The organism is Lysinibacillus telephonicus (genome assembly GCF_003966145.1).
GTDB classification, from domain to species: Bacteria; Bacillota; Bacilli; order Bacillales_A; family Planococcaceae; genus Ureibacillus; species Ureibacillus telephonicus.
In genome coordinates this window covers 1-20,224 of the sequence record NZ_RXNR01000068.1, presented here as the reverse complement: position 1 = coordinate 20,224, position 20,224 = coordinate 1, and the positions used below count along the sequence as shown (strand labels likewise).

The 20,224-nt window shown below is 35.1% G+C and carries 21 protein-coding genes and 1 tRNA gene; 9 read left to right on the top strand and 13 right to left on the bottom strand.

The window, feature by feature from the left end:
* On the top strand, positions 1 to 86 hold an 86-nt coding region (locus EKG35_RS21540), incomplete at its 5' end, for an IS3 family transposase (RefSeq protein WP_148103523.1).
* A gap of 101 nt (positions 87 to 187) precedes the next feature.
* Positions 188 to 280: transfer RNA gene (locus EKG35_RS17075), tRNA-Ser, on the top strand.
* A 256-nt stretch (positions 281 to 536) separates the two neighbouring features.
* Here the strand turns inward: EKG35_RS17075 and EKG35_RS17070 are convergent.
* The gene (locus EKG35_RS17070) at positions 537 to 1,157 is read right to left on the bottom strand and encodes an RraA family protein (RefSeq protein WP_126295748.1); all 621 of its coding nucleotides are present in this window, start codon (positions 1,155 to 1,157) and stop codon (positions 537 to 539) included.
* A gap of 211 nt (positions 1,158 to 1,368) precedes the next feature.
* Here EKG35_RS17070 and EKG35_RS17065 point away from each other — a divergent pair, with 211 nt between their 5' ends.
* The gene (locus EKG35_RS17065; protein WP_126295747.1) at positions 1,369 to 1,749 is read left to right on the top strand and encodes a sodium:proton antiporter; all 381 of its coding nucleotides are present in this window, start codon (positions 1,369 to 1,371) and stop codon (positions 1,747 to 1,749) included.
* 97 nt (positions 1,750 to 1,846) lie between these two features.
* Here EKG35_RS17065 and EKG35_RS17060 read toward each other — a convergent pair whose 3' ends face one another.
* The 9 genes from EKG35_RS17060 to EKG35_RS17020 form a co-directional block, all read right to left on the bottom strand.
* The gene (locus EKG35_RS17060; protein WP_126295746.1) at positions 1,847 to 2,869 is read right to left on the bottom strand and encodes an ABC transporter substrate-binding protein; all 1,023 of its coding nucleotides are present in this window, start codon (positions 2,867 to 2,869) and stop codon (positions 1,847 to 1,849) included.
* Positions 2,870 to 2,885: 16 nt separating this feature from the next.
* Entirely contained in the window at positions 2,886 to 3,647 is a 762-nt protein-coding gene (locus EKG35_RS17055) for an ABC transporter ATP-binding protein (RefSeq protein ID WP_126295745.1), read from the bottom strand.
* A 2-nt stretch (positions 3,648 to 3,649) separates the two neighbouring features.
* On the bottom strand, positions 3,650 to 4,723 hold the full coding sequence (locus EKG35_RS17050; protein WP_126295744.1) for a FecCD family ABC transporter permease: 1,074 nt from the start codon (positions 4,721 to 4,723) through the stop codon (positions 3,650 to 3,652).
* A gap of 298 nt (positions 4,724 to 5,021) precedes the next feature.
* On the bottom strand, positions 5,022 to 5,885 hold the full coding sequence (locus EKG35_RS17045; RefSeq protein WP_126295743.1) for a cysteine ABC transporter substrate-binding protein: 864 nt from the start codon (positions 5,883 to 5,885) through the stop codon (positions 5,022 to 5,024).
* 11 nt (positions 5,886 to 5,896) lie between these two features.
* A complete protein-coding gene (locus EKG35_RS17040; protein WP_126295742.1) occupies positions 5,897 to 6,640 on the bottom strand; it encodes an amino acid ABC transporter ATP-binding protein in 744 nt (247 codons plus the stop codon).
* A gap of 15 nt (positions 6,641 to 6,655) precedes the next feature.
* Positions 6,656 to 7,333, bottom strand: a complete 678-nt coding sequence (locus EKG35_RS17035) for an amino acid ABC transporter permease (RefSeq protein ID WP_126295741.1) — start codon at positions 7,331 to 7,333, stop codon at positions 6,656 to 6,658.
* Positions 7,314 to 7,988, bottom strand: a complete 675-nt coding sequence (locus EKG35_RS17030; RefSeq protein WP_425462054.1) for an amino acid ABC transporter permease — start codon at positions 7,986 to 7,988, stop codon at positions 7,314 to 7,316. Before EKG35_RS17030 ends, EKG35_RS17035 begins: the two co-directional genes overlap by 20 nt.
* Before the next feature lie 10 nt (positions 7,989 to 7,998).
* Positions 7,999 to 9,225: a threonine synthase gene (locus EKG35_RS17025; protein WP_126295739.1), complete on the bottom strand. Its 1,227-nt coding sequence runs from the start codon at positions 9,223 to 9,225 to the stop codon at positions 7,999 to 8,001.
* 400 nt (positions 9,226 to 9,625) lie between these two features.
* Positions 9,626 to 10,162, bottom strand: coding sequence for an LOG family protein (locus tag EKG35_RS17020; protein ID WP_185807803.1), 537 nt, complete (start codon positions 10,160 to 10,162; stop codon positions 9,626 to 9,628).
* Between the two features lie 137 nt (positions 10,163 to 10,299).
* Between EKG35_RS17020 and EKG35_RS17015 the strand changes: the two genes are divergently transcribed.
* The 3 genes from EKG35_RS17015 to EKG35_RS17005 all read left to right on the top strand — a co-directional run bounded on the left by EKG35_RS17015 (position 10,300) and on the right by EKG35_RS17005 (position 12,995).
* Complete coding sequence (locus EKG35_RS17015) at positions 10,300 to 11,058, top strand: MBL fold metallo-hydrolase (RefSeq protein WP_126295738.1); 759 nt, start codon at positions 10,300 to 10,302, stop codon at positions 11,056 to 11,058.
* A gap of 218 nt (positions 11,059 to 11,276) precedes the next feature.
* Positions 11,277 to 12,578 carry an NCS2 family permease gene (locus EKG35_RS17010; RefSeq protein WP_126295737.1) on the top strand — a complete coding sequence of 434 codons (1,302 nt, stop codon included), beginning with the start codon at positions 11,277 to 11,279 and terminating at the stop codon, positions 12,576 to 12,578.
* A 171-nt stretch (positions 12,579 to 12,749) separates the two neighbouring features.
* A complete protein-coding gene (locus EKG35_RS17005) occupies positions 12,750 to 12,995 on the top strand; it encodes a hypothetical protein (protein ID WP_126295736.1) in 246 nt (81 codons plus the stop codon).
* Between the two features lie 359 nt (positions 12,996 to 13,354).
* Here the strand turns inward: EKG35_RS17005 and EKG35_RS21060 are convergent, their stop codons facing one another.
* Positions 13,355 to 13,519, bottom strand: coding sequence for a hypothetical protein (locus EKG35_RS21060; RefSeq protein WP_185807802.1), 165 nt, complete (start codon positions 13,517 to 13,519; stop codon positions 13,355 to 13,357).
* A 584-nt stretch (positions 13,520 to 14,103) separates the two neighbouring features.
* On the opposite strand from EKG35_RS21060, the gene EKG35_RS17000 reads away from it, so the two are divergent.
* Entirely contained in the window at positions 14,104 to 14,757 is a 654-nt protein-coding gene (locus EKG35_RS17000) for an SMI1/KNR4 family protein (protein ID WP_126295735.1), read from the top strand.
* A 190-nt stretch (positions 14,758 to 14,947) separates the two neighbouring features.
* Here the strand turns inward: EKG35_RS17000 and EKG35_RS16995 are convergent, their stop codons facing one another.
* Positions 14,948 to 15,550: a LysE/ArgO family amino acid transporter gene (locus tag EKG35_RS16995; protein WP_126295734.1), complete on the bottom strand. Its 603-nt coding sequence runs from the start codon at positions 15,548 to 15,550 to the stop codon at positions 14,948 to 14,950.
* A 99-nt stretch (positions 15,551 to 15,649) separates the two neighbouring features.
* On the opposite strand from EKG35_RS16995, the gene EKG35_RS16990 reads away from it, so the two are divergent.
* Both EKG35_RS16990 and EKG35_RS16985 read left to right on the top strand, forming a co-directional pair.
* A complete protein-coding gene (locus EKG35_RS16990) occupies positions 15,650 to 17,068 on the top strand; it encodes an aminotransferase-like domain-containing protein (RefSeq protein WP_126295733.1) in 1,419 nt (472 codons plus the stop codon).
* A gap of 481 nt (positions 17,069 to 17,549) precedes the next feature.
* The gene (locus EKG35_RS16985) at positions 17,550 to 18,668 is read left to right on the top strand and encodes a GerAB/ArcD/ProY family transporter (RefSeq protein ID WP_246020451.1); all 1,119 of its coding nucleotides are present in this window, start codon (positions 17,550 to 17,552) and stop codon (positions 18,666 to 18,668) included.
* A 118-nt stretch (positions 18,669 to 18,786) separates the two neighbouring features.
* On the opposite strand, the gene EKG35_RS16980 is transcribed toward EKG35_RS16985, so the two are convergent.
* Entirely contained in the window at positions 18,787 to 19,950 is a 1,164-nt protein-coding gene (locus tag EKG35_RS16980) for a mandelate racemase/muconate lactonizing enzyme family protein (RefSeq protein WP_126295732.1), read from the bottom strand.
* Between the last annotated feature and the right edge of the window lie 274 nt (positions 19,951 to 20,224).

Below are 20,224 nucleotides of genomic sequence, written 5' to 3'. Positions count from 1 at the left end.
ATATAAATTATTATAACAATATCCGTATTCAAACGAAACTAAACAGCCAATCGCCGGTAAAATACCGTCAACTAACTGTAAAGTAGGGTGTTTTCTTATTGTCTCAAAAATGATGGTCAGTACCGTCTATTTTAGCTTTTTTATTGACCTACTTTAGATTACATGTTATATTATTTTTTGTCGAAACGGAGGAATACCCAAGTCCGGCTGAAGGGATCGGTCTTGAAAACCGACAGGCGGGTTAAACCGCGCGGGGGTTCGAATCCCTCTTCCTCCGCCATTTTTATTTTAATACATTTAACGCACTCGTTACGTTTATTCTGTAACGTTTTTTTATTTTTAAAAGCTTATTATACAATGCTGAAGGTACTTTAAACAATACTAGTTAAAGCGCGTTTTATTTTCCCTAATAATTCTTATTAGAGATTATAGGTCATAAATAAAAAAATTGAAAAAGTAAATCTACAAATTCAATTAATTCATTAGGAAACTGATAAATATTTTTAAAGCCGCGAAATGTTTTCGCGGCTCTTCTTTTATTTAGCCAATACCTTTGCTAAGTAGGCTCGAATAGATTCTTCTCCGTTTGCAAGTGCTTCTTTTTCTCGTGCTTCATCTTTTGTTAATTTTGCCTCAGCAGCTTCAGCTATTTGCTCAGCTTCCTCCTGCTGTACGACAACGACTCCATCTATATCACCAATAATAAAATCTCCTGGGTGAACTGTTACACCGCCAACTGAAATCGGTACACCTACAACACCGCCACCATGTTTATGTCCTGCAGCAACTGTTGTGCCTAATGAAAACACTGGGTAATCAAGCTTTCGAATTGCTGCAATATCACGAATTACTCCATCTACAACAAAGCCTTGTACACCTAATCCCTTAGCAAGAGAAATAACAAAATCCCCCGCTACCGCTCTGTTTTTATTACCTTTTGCATCAATGACTAATATATCACCTTTTTGCGCTTTACTTATCGCTTCTAGCACTGCACCGTTTTCCCCATCAGGCAATCGAACCGTAACAGCTCGTCCAGCAACTTTAAAATGATCTGAGAGAGGTTTTATACTTGAATCAATATTTGTATGTCCACCTGTTGCATCAGATATTGCTGTTGTTGGTAAAGCAAAAAAACGTTCTTGAATTGTTGCCATATTCACACCCCTTAATTCTTAATATTGTAATAATTTAGATAATATATGAATAATAAAATAAGTTAAATAGGTTTTTATTATTTGATTTATAATTCTCGATTTTCAAGCTTTTATATTACGATTAAAAATAAATGAAATGGTTACAATGTCGTTATAGAAAAGGCTCTTCTACAAAAAAATTATTTTACATTAAAGATGAGGAGTGACATTGATGAAATTCAATCGACTAATTACACAGTACCAGAAAGAAAATGGTGAAATAGGATATAAAATGGCAACATATGATATCGAAGTTATTGCGAAATCAACAGGCGGGCTCGCCCCAACTATTCTTTATTTCCATGATAATCAAGATGTTACAGATGATGTTCGCGCCATTCGGTTTGGGTTAGAATCGCCATATTCCTATATAGAAGATTATGATAAATTTCAAAAAATGCTATATAAAAAAGAACAGCGAGCGGTAAATGATTTGTATGATACAATCAGCATTCGACCTAAAAATATGTCTACTACAAAACAAATATTATGGAGCTTCGGAGTATTGCTTTTAATGACGATTCCATTACTAGTAGCTATTATTTTAAATTAAATTTATTTATACCCCTGTATAGATTTATTTCTCACCTGACAGGGGTATTAACCATTAATGCTTTTTCATTTTATATTTACATTTATAACTCCAGCTATTATTTGAATAAATCAGGATACATTTCCTTCGCTAAGATTTCCATCCCCTCAATCATGTTGTATCCATATCCAAACATATAGTTGTAATCTACTGCATAAATTTGTTTGTTTTTGATTGCCTTCATACTAGATAGCTTTGGATTAGAATAAAGGGCTTCTTTTAACTCTTCTGCACTTAAATTATCGTGCGAAGTCCAATCCGGAATGATTAAGACATCTGGATCAGCCTGAATAAGCATTTCAATGTTTACCTCTCCCGTTGCATCCTTAAATATATTATCTAGCTTCACCATATTAAACACATCATTAAAGAATGTTTCATCTTGGGCTGCGTAAACATTTATTTCATTTGGATCACTTATATGTAAATAAGCAAATGTTCTTTCCTCTTTAATACTTGATAACTTAGTAGTAATAGCTTCTTGTCGTCCCTTCAATTCTTCAATAAATTTTTCTGCTTGATCTTGTACATTAAAGATTTCCCCTAAATTTTCGATATCTTTATAGACAGAATCGTATGTTCCCCCAGGTACAGAAGATTCAAGGACATATGTTTTAACTCCCATTTCATTCAGCGAGTCTACTGTCCCGACTCCCCAATCTTCATTCTCAAACAATCCCCCTCTACCGAAAACTAGATCCGGGTTAGTTCCTAATGTTACTTCTTTTCCAACATAGCCATCACTTAAGATATTTAATTTTGCATATTCTTTTTCTACTGTTTTGTCCGGTGCCCCAAAGTCTGCAGCAACCCCAACAATTTTATCTCCTAAACCTAAACGCAATAATAATTCTGCTGCTGGTCTAGTATTTGCCATAATTCTCTCTGGTGCTTTTTCGAACACCTGATCTTTTTCTTCCCATGTAGTGCTGCCTTCAGCTTTTGTATAATTTTGAATCGTTAGCGGATAATGTTCTTTCGATTTTGAAGCTTCTGTTGAACTCGTATTACTTGTGCTTCCACACGCGGTAAGAATTAAGATTGCTGCTATACTGAAGCCAAACAATAATTTTCTTTTCAATTTCTTTTCCTCCTTATTAAAGTCCAAAGGCAAAGCCTAAATTCTTCGTTACTGGATTGATATATGTTTGACATTTAATTTGATACAATGCTTCAATCGTTTCCGACGTAAGCACCTCGTTGGGTGTACCATGGGCATACACTTCTCCATTTTTAATTGCATAAATATAGTCACAGTAATGTGCGGCCATTTCTAAATCATGTAGAGCTGCCAATACTCCAATATTTAAGCTCTTCACACAAGATAAAATTTCAATTTGATAACGAATATCCAAGTGATTAGTCGGTTCATCCAAAATCATAAATTTAGGCTGTTGTGCAATGGTCCTTGCTAAAATTACTCTTTGCTTCTCACCGCCAGATAACGATAGGAAACTACGATTTTTATAATCAATTAAATTAGTTCTTACTAAAGCTTCCTCCACAATTTGAAAATCCTCCTGGTTATCTGACTCCAACATTTTTTTATGAGGGGTTCTTCCTAACATGACCATTTGCTGTACAGTCAAGTCAAAATTCATTTCATTGAATTGACCTACGACTCCTAAACGCTGTGAAACTTTTTTTTCAGAAGTTTTCAACACATCAACCTCATCTAAAAAGACGCTGCCCTTATGAGGAGTTAAGCTTTTATAAATACTTTTCAACAAAGTTGACTTTCCACACCCATTTGGTCCTATTAAACCTACAAATTGTTGTTTTTTTACGTGAATGGACATGTTTTTTATAATTTCTTTTTTTCCAATCCTGATTTCCATTTCTTTTGCAACAAGTTCCATTTTTACCCTCCAAAGTTGTAGCCTTTTTTAACTATCATGTAGATAAATAAAGGTGAGCCAATTACAGATGTAATAATCCCAATAGGCAATTCTACATTATGTATTAATATCCTAGACAAAATATCAGCCCAAATTAAAAATAGACCTCCTAGAAGAAGTGCTCCTGGCACTAATCGTTTATGATCAGCCCCAAAAATGCCTCTTGAAATATGTGGGATTATAAGACCAACAAAGCCAATCATCCCCGCGTAGGCAACCATTGTACCTGTAATAAGGGCTGTAATAACCATATAAAGTTTACGAAAAGCACTTAAGTTAATACCAAGCGTAATCGCGGATTCATCCCCTAGCAGCATCGTGTTCAATACTCGATGTTGAAATAGAAACATGCCGCATCCAAGGAGAACAATAACCGCCATAATAGGCGTTCGATCCCAGCTTGATGATGCTAAGCTTCCCATTGACCAGAAAGTAACGCTTTTTATTCCCTCAGCATTATTGGCAAAAAAGATAATCAGACTCGAGAAAGAACTGCATAATGCTCCAAGTACAACCCCCGATAAAACGAGCTTCACTGATGTTGCCTTGCCGCCTATGCTAGATAAAACTAGAACTGCAATCGAAGCGAAAATGGCACCAACAAATGCTCCGAATGCTACTCCAAACTGAGATAAAAATGCCCCACTTCCAAACCCAACTAAGATAGCAAATGTGGCTCCTAAAGAAGCCCCTGACGAAATACCAAGAATATATGGATCAGCGAGTGGATTTTGTACAACTGCTTGCATAACAGTTCCACAGAGTGAAAGCCCCATCCCTATTAAAAGTGCATAAATAACCCTAGGCATCCTTACTTGTAAAATAATATTAAGATAGGATTCGCTTTCTACTTGATCGAGCGACCCCAATCTACCATTTGTTAAGGAATGCAATAATATATCCATAGTTTGCTTAAAGGGAATATTCACTTGTCCGATTGATACGGAATAAACTGCTGATAAAATAATGGCACCTATTAATAGAAAGATAACAACATAGTAGATGTTACCCGTTCTCCCAATTTCTTTACTTTTCAAGAACACGCCCCCAATTTACAAACCGGATTAACTAATTGATAATAATTATCATTATCAATGATTTTAGAATATGATCTAAAAAAATACAATAACAATTTTGGAAATAGTATAAATATTTGTAATTAATGTATCAGTCCGGTATTTGCTCAACTTGGTCTTGAGTTCATTCACTTCAAAAATATAAATATAGACTTTTTTCTTTAATCCCATAAGGCAATTAAAGGTACATATAAAAAAGGATGAAACCATTTTGATTTCATCCTTTGTTCTTAATATTTAGTTCATTATTCTATCGTTACTATTCCTCTACTTTACCTTCTACAACTACATCATCCGCAACAATGTTTTCGCCAAATGCTGGTTTTAAAGTTTCATCGTAGGCTTTATGGAAGAATTGTTCCTTACCTAAAGCTTCAAGTTCAGTATTTAGCCATTCAAGTAATTCTGTATTCCCTTTTTTTACAGCAGGTGCAATGTAATCCTGTTCTCCTAGTGTTGGCAATGCAACTGAGAAACCTGGGTTTTCATTAGCCCAACCAAATAATAATGCATTATCTTGAGCCATTGCATCGCCGCGTCCATCTTTTAATGCTTCAAAAGCTTCTGTAATTTGATCATATTTTACAAGTTCAATATCTGGGTGGTTCTTCATAAAATAAGTTTCTGCAGTTGTACCTTTTGGAACTATTAACTTCTTCCCTTTTAATTGTTCTACCGATTCAATTGGCGCTGAATTTGGCGAAACAACGCCAACTGCTACCTTCATGTACGGATTTGCAAAATCAACTTGCTCTTGACGTTCTGGTGTTACAGTAAAATTCGCTAACACAATATCAACTTTATCTGATTTTAATAAATCTACACGTGCTTGAGGTTCTGTTATAACATACTCTATTTTTGACTCATCGCCTAATAAATCCTTTGCAAGACGCTTAGCAAGTACAATATCATACCCTTGATTTTCACCGTTTGAATCAACATAACCAAATGGTGGTTTATCGCTAAATACAGCAACGCGCAATGTACCTCGTTCTTTAATTTCATCAATTGATGAAGTCGTATCTGATTGTGAATCACCGGAATTTGATTCGCTGCTTCCGCAAGCTGCCAAAGCTAGAGTTAAAACAGCTAGAAATAATAATAATAAATAATTTTTCTTCATACTTTTCTCTCCTAAAATTGTAATATATTTAGAAACTGCTGTGCACGTTCAGTTTGTGGATTTGAAAAGAATTGCTGTGCAGGGGCTTTCTCATGTATGCTTCCTTTATCCATAAATATAACTTCATCAGCCACCAATTTAGCGAAGTTCATTTCATGCGTTACAATAAGCATCGTCATGCCTTGATCTGCTAATTGAGCAATTACATCCAATACTTCTCGAACCATCTCTGGGTCTAGTGAGGCTGTTACTTCGTCAAACAGCATAATGTCTGGATTGATGCACAAGGCTCTGACAATAGCAATACGTTGCTTTTGCCCACCAGATAGCTGTCTAGGATAATCATTTGCTCTATCAGCTAAACCGACACGTGCAAGTAATTCTTTTGCTTGTGCTTCAACTTCTTCACGCTGACGTTTTTGCACTTTCAACGGAGATAATAAAATATTCTCCATTACGGTTAAGTTAGGGAATAAATCGTAACTTTGAAAAACCATTCCGATTTTTTGACGTACATCCCGCCATTTAGTGGTTTTACTAATAAGACTTTTGTTTTCTAATAAAATATCTCCACCCTGCACTTCTTCCAAGCCGTTAAGACAACGCAGGAACGTACTTTTTCCACAGCCAGAGGGTCCTAATATTGCAATAACCTTTCCCTTTTCAACCTGTAAATCAACACCATTTAAAACGACTTTATCGCCGTATTTTTTCACGAGACCCTTTACTTGTAAAATAGGAACCTGTTCAGCCATTTTACTTACAACTCCTTAAGTTGCCCATTTTTGCTCCAGCTTTCTTGAAAAACGGGATAATGGGAAACAAATGCAAAAATATAAGAAAAAGATAAAACCATATATCCAAAATGAAACGGTTGGATGCTCTAAATTATTTACATTAATAATTTGCTGACCTACTTTAATAACTTCCACGAACCCAATCATTGTTAAAAGAGCAGTCGTTTTGATCATTCGTGTTATTAAATTAATCATAGGTGGTATGGAACGCTTCGTTGCTTGCGGGATGAGCACGTAGCGATACATTTGAACTACACCGAGCCCAAGCGCCTTGCTTGATTCTACTTGATGCTTTGGCAGTGAAATAATTGCACCACGTACAATATCGCTAATTTCCGCTGCCCCCCATAAGCTAAATACAATAAGTGCAACTAATTCTGAACTTAATTCCAGGCCAAAATTTGCTGGAACAATATAATAAATAACAAATAACCAAACTAGAATTGGGATGATTCGGAACAATTCTAGATAAATTCTAAATGGAATTTGAACTAGCTTATTTTTTGATGTTCTAATAATTCCAATAATGATTCCCATAACGATTGAAATAACAACTGCTATGAGCGCGACACGTAAAGTTTCGAAAAGTCCTTCTAATAATCGAAGGAAATTTGTACCCTCAAACAGGACACTAATTCCCGAATTCAGCATGTCTAACTCTCCTTTCTAGCCAAGTTAAGAACAATGTTAAAGGGAGTAAAATGATTAAGTAACCAATAACAAGCATTAATAACGCTTCATTCGTTTTATAATAGATCCCCATTAGGTTTTTCGTTGTGTTTGTAAGCTCTAAAATTGCAATACCACTAAAAACAGAAGTTTCTTTTATAAGAAAGATACAGTTTGCACCAAATCCAGGAACACTATAGGAAAATGCTTGTGGGATAATGACATAGCGCATTAATTGTAGATTGCTAAGACCAATTGCTTTCCCTGTTTCTATTTGGGATTTGGAAACAGCCTCCATTCCAGCCCGGAAAACTTCAGCCATATAACTCCCACCTAGAAACGTAAGCCCGATAATCCCACAAAGCTCACCACTTAAAGTGATCCCGATTTTCGGCAAGCCATAGTATAAAAAGAATAATTGTATTAATAGCGGTGTGTTGCGAGCAACTTCTAAATACACCTGTACAATTTGATTAAGAACCTTAACCTTGAAATACTGAATAACACTACAAATCATTCCGACTACTATAGCAAACAAGATTCCAATCGCTGCAAGCTTCACCGTTAGCCATAGCGCTGTTTTATAGTGCGGTAAAACCTCTACAAAGTATTGCCAATCTATCGTCAATTTTCCCACCAGCTAACAATTAATTATTTACGAAAAAGTTTTGTCCAGGTTGAAGTGTTTGAACACCCTCGATTTCAACGGTTTCAGGATATTTTAAGCCCAATCCTGTATTAAGACATACGACATGTTCATCTTCTTGTATCCAGCCTTGTTCACGTAAAATTTTTGCAGCTGCAAATGTTGCTGCACCTTCTGGACAAATAAAGTTTCCTTCTAATGCCGCCACTTGTTTTTGTGCTTGTAATAAATCCTCTTCTGAAATTGCAATGGCACAGCCATTCGTTTCATAAACTCCTTCAAGGACTAAGAAATCTCCCAATGCTTTAGGTACATTAATTCCAAATGCACATGTTGTCGAATTTTCAAAGAAAGTAGATTCCTTTTCACCTTTTTTCCATGCCTCTACGATTGGTGCACAGCCTTCAGCTTGAACAGCAACTAAGCGAGGGAATTTTCCTTTTTCAATCCATCCTAATTCCTGCATTTCTAGAATTGCTTTATAAATACCGATGATGCCTACACCACCGCCAGTAGGGTATAAAATAACATCTGGAACTTTCCATCCAAATTGTTCAACAATTTCATAGCCCATCGTCTTTTTACCTTCAATACGGTATGGCTCTTTAAGTGTAGAAGCATCATATACTCCTTGGTTTTGAACCAGGTTAGCTACTACCTTACCTGCATCACTAATTAACCCATTGATTAGATGTAAGTCACCACCAGCAACATATACTTCTTTTCGAGTAATTTGTGGCGCATCTAAAGGCATAACAATCGTTGCCTTAATATTTGCTTTTGCAGCGTATAAGGCCCATGCAGCACCTGCATTGCCATTTGTCGGCATCGCCAGTTGCTTCACACCTAGCTCTTTAGCTTTTGAAATTCCGACACTAGCTCCGCGAGTTTTAAAAGATCCAGTTGGAATAATACCTTCATCTTTGATATATAAATTTTTTAATCCGTACTCTGCTCCTAGTGATAGAAGCTTTTCAAATGGTGTCATACCTTCACCAAGTGTTACTACATTCTCTTCATCATGAACAGGCAGCAACTCGTGATAGCGCCATAAACTATTTGGACGTTTTGCTATATCTTCACGCGTTACATTTGCTTTAACTTTTTCTAAATCATAACGAACTAATAATGGTGAACCACATTTACATAATTGTTGTACTTTATTTTCCTCATATCTTTCACCGCACTTTGGACATTCTAAATGTGAAACATAACTGTAGTCTTTCATTTTTTATCCTCCTAATTAAGAAAAGTGGAAGCGCCCCTGTGCTTCGTCCTTGCAACAGGCAGCAGTCAGATTCTGTAAATCAGAAGACCCGGATAGAAAGTATCCTTTCAGCTTTCTATCGAAGACAGACCGCGACCTAGAGGGACTGTATCTTGCACTAACACTAAAAAATAAAAGACCACAATAATCCCCTTTCTTTTAAAAAAGAGAAAAATTGTAGTCTTTGGTTTTTCCAATCAACTATTATTTATTAAATTAATAATATCTTAATCTCACTTTTCCGATTAGTCAACTATGTTTTTAATGTTTTGAAATTTTTTATTATTTTTTATAACCCTTGAACGAAAAAAGTTAGAAGGTGGGAAATCATCAACTAACTTTTTACTTAAAATTAATTTCATTAACTTTTCTTCAAAATGGATAAAATCTCATCAGGCTTTGTAGCGATTTGTAAAATATCTTTTTGCTCCGGTCTAATAAAACCTTCGTCAAACATTTTTTCGAAATGAGCAATGATTGCATCATAAAATCCATTAATATTATATAAAATCACTGGATTACTATGTAAGCCAATCTGTGCCCATGTAAACACTTCGAAATATTCATCCAGTGTACCGCAGCCACCCGGCAACGCAATAAATGCATTTGATAAATCAATCATCTTCTTTTTTCGAACATGCATTGAATCAACAAAATGAATTTCTGTTAAATTCAAATGAGCAATTTCACGCTTTTGTAAATGCTCTGGCATAATTCCAATTACTTTTCCATTATGTTCTAATGCTGCATCTGCAACAGCGCCCATTAGGCCTACATTTGAACCGCCATATACAATACCAATAGAAGCTTTCGCTAATTGTTCCCCTAATTCTTTTGCTTTTTCTATATAGATTTTATCTTTTCCTGTTTGTGAACCGCAGTAAATGGCAACGTTCATTTTTATTCCCCCAAATTAGTTTGATACAATTAAAGAAATGCATATAATAAAATAATTATTCAATGACAACTCTGATTTCGCATTAATCTTACCATTATTTTACGATATGAAAACAAATTTAATAAGGAGTACTTAATATGAAAATTTATCCCTTAGGTGTTGGTGGCGCTTTTACGAAAAGCAATTATCATAATAACTATATCATTCATTTAGACGAAAAATACATGTTAATCGATGCAGGGACTACTTTGCGTTACAGCTTATTTGAAGCTGGATTTAATTATAGTGATATACATTTTGTCTTTATTTCACACCTTCATTTTGACCATGTAGGAGGTCTAGAGGAATTAGTGCTGCAGCGTTATTGGCAGTTTGAAGAGGGCAAGCATGCACCGAAAAAAACAACTGTCATCGTTCATAAAAAATTACTTCCTTCTTTAAGAGCATTATTGCGAAACGGATTAGAAAATCAAGGGCGTACTGTAGATGATTTTTGTAATTTTATTTGTTTAAATGACAACGAAACTTACAAAATTGGAGATTATGCATTTTCGATTTTTGACACAAGTAATGCACATGTTGAAGGTATGCTAAGTTTTGGCTTTAAACTAGCTTGGAAGGATTTAAATATTGTCTTTTCAGGAGATGTAAAGCGATTACAGGATGCGAATCTCCTTGGACAAGTCGATCAAAACACGGCTGCCATATTCCAAGATGTGAGCTTTACTTTTAACGGTGCACATGCGACATTGCAGGAAGTGCTTGACTATTACCCAGAAAATCTTCGTAGAAAAATTTATGCCATGCATTATAACGATGATATAGAGAAATTTATCGATATGATAGAGCAAGCACAAACAAAACTTGTAAGAAAACAGGAAATGATTGAATTTTAATTGAGTAGTTGAATATTTTATAATTAAAATGAGACAATTCTAAATAACGTTTGGTTCTTCTAAAAGGAAGGTCCTACTTTGCGGTTCAAGAATACCTCAAAATGCCCAATCTATTGGCGAGGTAAAAAAATTATGTTAATATCTTTTCTGTGGCTTACCTGATTTTTCAGGGAAAGCGGGTAGGGAGAGGGCTAATTGAATAGTTAGGTAGTAGCATCATGAAAGGAAACTGGTTTAACAAACTGTTTCAACTTGAGCAAAATGCGACAACCATGAAACGTGAAGTATTAGCGGGGATAATCGGATTTTTTACAATCGTTTATATTATTGCCGTAAATTCATTGATTTTATCGGAAGCTGGAATTCCACTAGAAGCAGCTATTATAGCGACAATTGTCTCGTCCGTCGTTGGCTGTTTAATTATGGGATTTTGGGCTAATGTCCCAATTCTTATTGTGCCAGGTATGGGGATTAATGCTTTATTCTCCTATACCATTGTTCAATCTATGGGCATGACTTGGCAGGAAGCATTGGCTGTTGTTTTTGTTTCAGGTTTAATTTTTATGTTTATCGCGTTTTCTCGGTTTTCGACTGTCTTAAGTAATTCAATTCCCCAGTCCTTAAAAGAGGCCATTACAGTGGGGCTTGGACTATTTTTAATGTTAATCGGACTTGAAAAGGGTGGAATTGTTGTCAAGGGGACAAACTCGATTATTGCTCTTGGTAATTTAGGGGAACCCCAAGTAATTGCAACCATTTTAACTTTCCTTATTGCCATTTTCTTGTTTATTCGCAACACTCCAGGTAACTTTTTGATTACTGTGATTGTGGGTACTTTCATTGCATGGCTATTTGGTTTGGTAAACTTCCAACAAACGCAAGAAGAGACATTCTCATTGTCTGATTATATGGGTGTTTTCGGTGCGATGTCATTTGATAGTATCCTATCATTAACTTTTTGGACTGCCGTCTTTTCTCTAACCATGGTACTTGTCTTTGAAAACATTGGACTTGTATCAGGGCATGTATCGTTTATCAATCGTTCGGAAAAATTCCCACGTGCTTTTCAAGCTACTTCCGTGTCGTCCATGCTTTCTGGTTTATTTGGGACAAGTCCAACCGTTTCAGCAGTTGAAAGTACAGCAAGTATGGCAGCAGGCGGAAAGACCGGTTTAACAGCAGTTACAACGGGACTTTTATTTTTACTTTCTGCGTTTTGCATCCCGATTATTAAGCTTATTCCTAATAGTGCGATTGCACCGATATTAATTATTATCGGAGGATTAATGCTACAAAATATCCGTCATTTAAATTTGGAAGACTTAAGTGAAAGCTTTCCGGCCATTTTCATCATTGCTCTAATTCCTTTTACTTACAGTATTGCAGATGGAATTGCAGTAGGTTTTATCCTATATCCAATTTTAAAAATTGCAATTGGTAAGGCGAAAGAAATTACACTTCCAATGTATGTAATCGCTGGTCTATTTCTTTTTAATTTCGTCTTTCATGTTATAAGTTAATATTTTTGAATTTGTTGCTGTTCAGAAAGTTCAATTTCTGGACAGCTTTTTTATTAATAATTTGTTTAGTAGACCTTCTAAAAGGTCCTTTTCTAAACTTTCCTTATTTTATTAACATAGCTTTGCTAAAAAATCCAATACTAACTTTAAGATAAAAGGAGTGATTTGGATTTGGCAGTATGTCCTTTATGTAATTCATTAAAAGTGCTGGAAATTAATTGTCCAAATTGTCATACACGACTTGAAGATTCAGGAAAGGTATCCGACTTTTTAGATCCTTATGGTCATTATAATGATGAGGAAACAGTAAAAATGGGTGATGGCTATCCTAATACTGCAAAGGATCAAATTTGCCCGCACTTAATGGTCTGTAAAGAATGCGGTTATGATGAGGTTAGGTTTATACAAGAGGAATAAGAAAAAGAAGGGGCTGGGACATAAGTGGATTTTTTGTAAGAATTCGCTTTTATCATTAATAATAATTTGATATTTTTTGAAAATTGATTGGAGTGAAGGGGCGAGTGTAGCTGCCGGCTGCGCCTTTCGCTACAGAGCAATGTTTTTCTGTACCGAAAGCGAAGCGTCAGGTACAAAGCTTCCTGCGGGAACAGCCCGTGACTCGAGACCCCGCAGGAGCGTAGCGACGAGGAGGCTCTGGGCCAGCCCTGGATGCGCGTCCCCGGAACGGAAATCAGTTTTCCACTTAGCAAAAAAACGTCATTTTTCTCATCAAGAAAAATGGCGTCTTTTAGTTTTGTCCCAGCCTCTATTTTAACTTAATGAATATTCTTTTCATTATTCTTTTGCGAAATTTGTTTATTAGCCTTTGGTTTTTCATGTTGTTTTGCAATTGTCGTATTCATTTGTAAAGTGGCTGCATCCAAATTATTATTTAATGCTGCCTGGTCATTAACCTCATGTAATCTCTCTTCCTTTTTCAAACACGTTCACTCCAAATCAATTAGGATAATTTATTTTACCCTTGTTTTTTTAGATTAATGCTCGTATATGAAGCATTATCTAGTTTAAGTCTAGTAAGCCACAGAACGTCTAAATACAGCTCACTATACATATAAAAATAAATGTTTTTTTAATCGGATGATTGCTACATGTATCTACATAACTAAAATAGCACGGGAAGTGAATTATTATTTTATTATAGAGGTTATCTCTTTACCTGAAATTCAAACCTCTTATACATTTACATATATGGTAAAATAAGTAGTAACTATATTTATTTTTAGTAGGGATTTATCATGTCTTATTTTAATGACTTAATAGATTTGATATCCGATACTAGTTCTTTGGGAATTATGCTCGAACTTTTGTTGGTTATCATATGTATTTCAACAATAATTTTCATCTTAACTAATAATAGATATATTTCATTGCTTCTTAAGCACCAATTTTCTATATCTTTTCATACTTATTTTTTACACATCACACTTAATGTTTTTAATCCTAACTATCTATACCCACCCTTTAGTCTGATCCATATAATTTGACAAAAAGAGAGGATGTTTAAATGGACTACAAATTGTTTAATAAGAGAATTGAAACAATAGTTGAACGAATACGTGACATAGGTGGAGAAATCTCAGAGTTAACCATTGGACCACCTGCATCACAAGAAAAAATTGAAAAGTGTGAAAGACAATTAGACTTAATTTTACCCAAAAGTTTTAAGAAAGTTCTTTTGGAGTTTTCATCAGAATTTAACTTTCGTTGGTTCTTCCCTGAAAACTACAAACTTGAAGGTGAATTTAGCGAAATTTTTTGTGGAACACCTAGCTGGAGTCTGGATTTTTTAAAACAAATTAATGATGGTAAAAACCTTAGCGTTGAAGGACTTTTTTCAAATCCAGATGATCCGTACGATAAAGTATGGCATAACAAATTAGCTTTCTATGAGGTCGGCGATGGAGACTGCATAGCCTTTGATTTAATAGATCACTGTGATGATGCCCCAGTCGTCTATTTAAGCTATGGAGATGGTGAAGGACATGGTTTTAAATTAGGAGATAATTTCATCGATTTTATAGACAAATGGTCAAGAATTGCTTTTGTCGGTGGTGAAGACTGGCAATGGATTACTTTTACTGAAAATCCTCAGAGCGGTTTTTTACCAGAAAGTAAATCAGCTAATCAATTCAGAAATTTATTAAAGTTAGATATATAATTTTTAAAATACAGCAATCACTTTTTTCGCCAATGATTAGAAAAGTTTAAACAACTTAATGTACATACGATTTTAACAATATCTCCAACTTCGGACATTATATAAAAAGAAGTTGCTCATAGATAATAAACAACCTCTTTTTACTAATATCTATGTATTCAAAAGCTTTCGTATAAAGAGCTGTTTCATGTTATTTAACTAAGCCAATAAATAGATATATAGCTGTTCCCCAAATAAATAAGGCGGAGCATTTGTTGAAAAGTTTCATTAATCCGCCTTTACCATCTAACTTCTTCATAACAGCACCCACGAGCGTTAAACCAAAAAACCAAATCCAAGATACTGCAATACAAGCAACGGTAAATAGTATTTGTTCAACTCCGACATATTTTAATGCACTTGTCCCAATAACACCAACAGTATCTAAAATCGCATGAGGATTTAAAAATGAAACCGATAATGCAAAAATAATTTGCTGCTGGATTGGCAATGCTTTTTTCGTTTCTGTTGTTGGTTCAGATCGCCAAATGGCATAGCCCATGTAAAGTAAAAATAATATTCCGGCAATGATTAGGCCAAGTCGCAGCCATTCAAATTGCAGTACGATAATTGACAACCCAAAGACGGCTAGGAGGATTAACAGTGTATCGCACAGTGCAGCTGTTATAGTCGCAGGAAAAGCTTGAAGTAGTTTAGGCTGTGTAGCTCCTTGTGAAAAAACAAATACATTTTGTACTCCCAAAGGCAAAATAAGGCCAAATGCTAGGATTATCCCATGAAGAATGGCATCCATATTATCAACTCCCTTTTAATTACTATCGTACTATGATACAACTAAAAGAAAACAACCAATTGGATGGTTTTTAATCCATCCAATTTAGGAGAAGATTAAATGAAGTGGAAACCGAGTCGTCTTTCTCATTTAACTATTCAAGAACAAATTGTTGATTGGATAAAATCTCGTATAGAATGTGGGGATTGGACTGTTGGAACAAAGATTCCAACACAGCGCCAACTAGCAGCGCAATTTAATGTGAATAGGAGCACCGTGCAACTTGCAATTGAAGAATTAAAAGCGGATGGTATGCTCGAATCTAAAATGGGTTCTGGTGTATTTGTCGCCAACAATTCTTGGAATGTACTATTGGATAGATCTCAGCCTAACTGGCAGCAGCATATTGAATCAAGTATTTATAAACCAAACTACCGTACGATTCAACTCATTAATGAATATGAGCAATATGACCATGTCATACGTCTAGGAACAGGTGAACTATCGCCAGAACTACTTCCAACAAAGCAAATTGAACAGTCATTAAAAGTAATTTCTCTTGACGCAAAGTCTATCGGCTATTCTTCACCACAAGGAAGTTTAAAACTAAGGGAAATATTATGCAATTATTTAAAAAAACGTGATATCCAAACGTCCCCGGAGAACATCCTTATCGTTTCAGGTGCGCTTCAAGCACTTCAATTAATTGCAATGGGACTATTAGAAGAAGGCTCAGTAGTATTCCATGAACAGCCATCCTATTTAAATTCTGTCCATCCATTTCAGTCGGCAGGAATGCATATGATTCCGGTTTCACGTAATCCAAATTTAAGCGACAACATGAGAACTTTAAAAAGAAAAAGACAATCTTTATATTACTGTGTACCAACATTGCACAATCCAACCGGGTATAACTGGTCATTAGAAGAAAAGAAAAATTTATATAATGTGTGCAATGAGTTGCAAATACCGATTATAGAAGATGATGTATACCACGAACTATTATTTGAACCTACTTCACCAGCCATAAAGTCGTTTGATGCATCAGGACAAGTACTTTATATTGGGAGTGTATCTAAAACACTAAGTCCTGGGTTGCGTATCGGCTGGATTGTAGCTCCTTCACCTGTAATTGAACGGTTAGCTGACATAAAGATGCAAACGGATTATGGTTCCAGTGCCTTTTCCCAAGAAATAGTGGCACATTGGATCTCAACTGGTTTATATGAAAGACACCTAGTTACACTTCGGGAACAATTGAAAAGACGGGCTATATTCGTTGAGAATATACTGGACCAACAATTCAAAGAAATCGCTACTTGGAGAAAGTCAGAGGGTGGTTTCTATATATGGCTAAGATTTAATGAACCTATTGTAAATAAGAGATTATTTCTGGACCTACTTAATCAGAACGTTTTAATTAATCCTGGGTATATTTATGATTCAGGTGATTTACATCATATACGTCTTTCCTATGCCTATGCTTCTTTAGAAGAATTAAATATAGCATTAACTTATTTACTAGAACATGCCCGATAGCTCTAATATAGTACTTTCAAACAAAACAACTAACAATTCCGATGACCATAGCTCCCCAATTAAATTATGAAAGAAGGCTGTCCAAAAAGTAAAAATTTCTGGACAACCTTCTTACATAATCACGTCCTCTGCATAATCACACCTCTTCGCAATTGAAATGCCTTAAGCTTGTGGATTATACATCCCCTCGTCATACCAAAGTAATGGACGCCCTTTTACGTTTAAAGTCTTAATAAATTGAGAAAACTAAGAAATCCTAAGAAGAAATAATTGACTATTAAACATAATCATCATCTCATTCTTTACCTTATCTAACTCTAGAAATTCTCCTCTAATAATTAACTTTCAATATTACATATTTACAGAATAAATTTATAAATGGTGGAAACTATGTAAAATATAAATTCCCTTTGGAATGAGATATGAAGAAGGTCGTAAAATACAAAATTTTAATGCTTAAAGCTGAAGAGATGGTGAAATAGTGAAAAAATTACAAATTGATCGTAGTCAAATGTTTAACGCTTCACTTCTCTTTTTTATAACAACTGCTGTTCAAATTGGCGTAGAAGTCCATGGATTTCAGAGCATCATTTTTAAAGATGCAAAACAAGATGCATGGATATCCATTATTTTAAGTTTTCTTGCTGCACATATTGTGGTTTTTGTTATGTTTAAAACGTTAGAGATGTATGATTCAGATGATATTTATGGGATACATCTAGACGTATTTGGTAAGTATATCGGTAATTTAATTAATTTAATCTTGATTATTTATTGTTTTTTGGTTTATTTTGCCATTATCGAAAATTATACGGAAGTAATTAATACATGGGTATTCCCTTTTTTAAGTCCATCATTTATTACTATTACATTACTCATTCTCGTAATTTATACTTTTACTGGTGGGCTTAGGGTTATGATTGGCATTTGTTTCTTTAGCTACATTCTTCCACTTTGGATTCTAATTGTACTCTTATATCCTTTAGAATATTCTAACGTCAACTACCTTTTGCCAGTATTTGATAATGACTTTATTAGCATACTAAAAGGTGCTTATTCCATGACGTTTACAATCGTAGGATTTGAAGTATTTAACGTGCTTTACCCATACGTTAAGGAAAAAAATAAAGCAAAAAAATATGTTCATTTAGGATTATTATCAACCTTGTCGATTTATCTTTTCGTTATGTTAATTTCCCTAACTTTCTTTAGTGGGGAGCAACTTGAGAGAGCCGTATGGGCAACATTAACTTTGTTTAGTATTGTTCATCTTCCCTTCTTTGAAAGAATTGAACTTCTTACGATTTGTTTTTGGATGCTTATTATTTTACCAAATCTCTGTCTATACGCATGGTCTGCTTACCGTGGCTTAACTCGAATGATTAATATAACCGAAAAAAAGTTTATCATTATTTTCGCAGCCATCGTTTTTATTGGATCTTTGTTTATAAGAACTCGAACACAAGTTGAAGAAATGACTTATCTTTTTGGAGAAATTGCATTCTGTTTAGTATTTGTCTATCCATTCATCTTAAATATAATTGTAAATATCAAAAAATTATTCTCCAAAAAAAAGGCGAAGAAAAGCGGAAGTAATTAATTTCATTAATAAAACATTAGCCATTAGTCAATAGACGCTAACTTCAGCTTTTAGAATATTTAAAAAGAAGGTGCCCAAGAATGCATTAAATAAGCATTTTTAGGCACTTCCTTTATTGTTATTCTGCTAATGAGCGAAGCAGCTTGATTAATGGAGCTTTTGTTTCAAAGCCGATACCTGGAACATCAGGTAAACCAACATAGCCGTTTTCAACAGGAATGTGATCAGCGAAGCCTCCAAATGGTTCAAACACACCCGGGTAAGATTCGTTTCCTCCTAATCCTAAGCCAGCAGCAATATTTAAAGACATTTGATGTCCACCATGTGGAATACAACGGCGTGGAGACCAGCCATATTCCTTTAACATATCTAAAATTCTCATATATTCGACTAAACCATAGCTTAGTGCACAGTCGAATTGTAAATAATCTCGGTCAGATTTCATTCCTCCATAGCGAATGAGGTTGCGGGCATCTTGCATAGAGAATAGATTTTCGCCAGTTGCCATTGGATTTTTATAGTGTTTAGAAAGCTCAGCTTGAAGCTCATAATCTAGTGGATCTCCTGCTTCTTCATACCAAAACAGATTGTAAGGTTCTAGTGCTTCCGCATATTTAATTGCCGTTTCTAAATCGAATCGACCATTTGCGTCAACTGCAAGGGATTGACCTGACGGAACTACTTCTAACACTGCTTCAATTCTTCGAAGATCTTCCTCTAAAGAGTTCCCAATTTTCATCTTAACAACCGAATAGCCTAAATTTAGATATCCTTGCATTTCATTCTGAAGTTCTTTATATCCTTTTCCAGGTTGGTAATAGCCACCTGCTGCGTAAACGAATACTTTGTCATCGGGCTGTTCACCTCTATATCGTTCAGCAAGAAGTTGATATAGCGGCTTTTCTTCAATTTTTGCTATGGCATCCCAAACAGCCATATCGAGAGTCCCCACAGCAACAGACCTTTCTCCATGGCCGCCAGGTTTTTCGCCAGTCATTAAAATATCCCAAATTTTATGAGGATCTAAGTTAGTTCCTTCCTCATTTAAGTAATCGTTAGGCTCGGCCTCTAATAAGCGTGGGATAAAACGTTCACGAAGAATTCCACTTGGTGCGTAGCGGCCATTTGAATTAAAACCATATCCTACTACTCTTTTTCCATTCTTAACTACATCCGTTACGATAGCAACTATGGAAGCCGTCATTTTAGTAAAGTCAATGTATGCATTACTAATGCTAGATTTAATTGGTACGGCTTTCTCTCTAATCTCTAAAATTCTCATAAAATTACCTCCCTAACATATGATTGAAGTTTCCAACTATTGTCTAAAGTTTATATTAACGTATACATTAATGTCAATAATATTATGAAAAAACTTAAAATCATTATAATATTATTAATAACGTATACATTAAACTCGAATACATCTACCTTGAATCGAGTAGAGGAAAAATAAGTTGACTTATTTTCGCCCCTCTCACAACACCGTACGTACGGGTCTCGTATACGGCGTTTCAATTTATATCACAGTGTGAACTTCTAAGTAACGTTCTAAA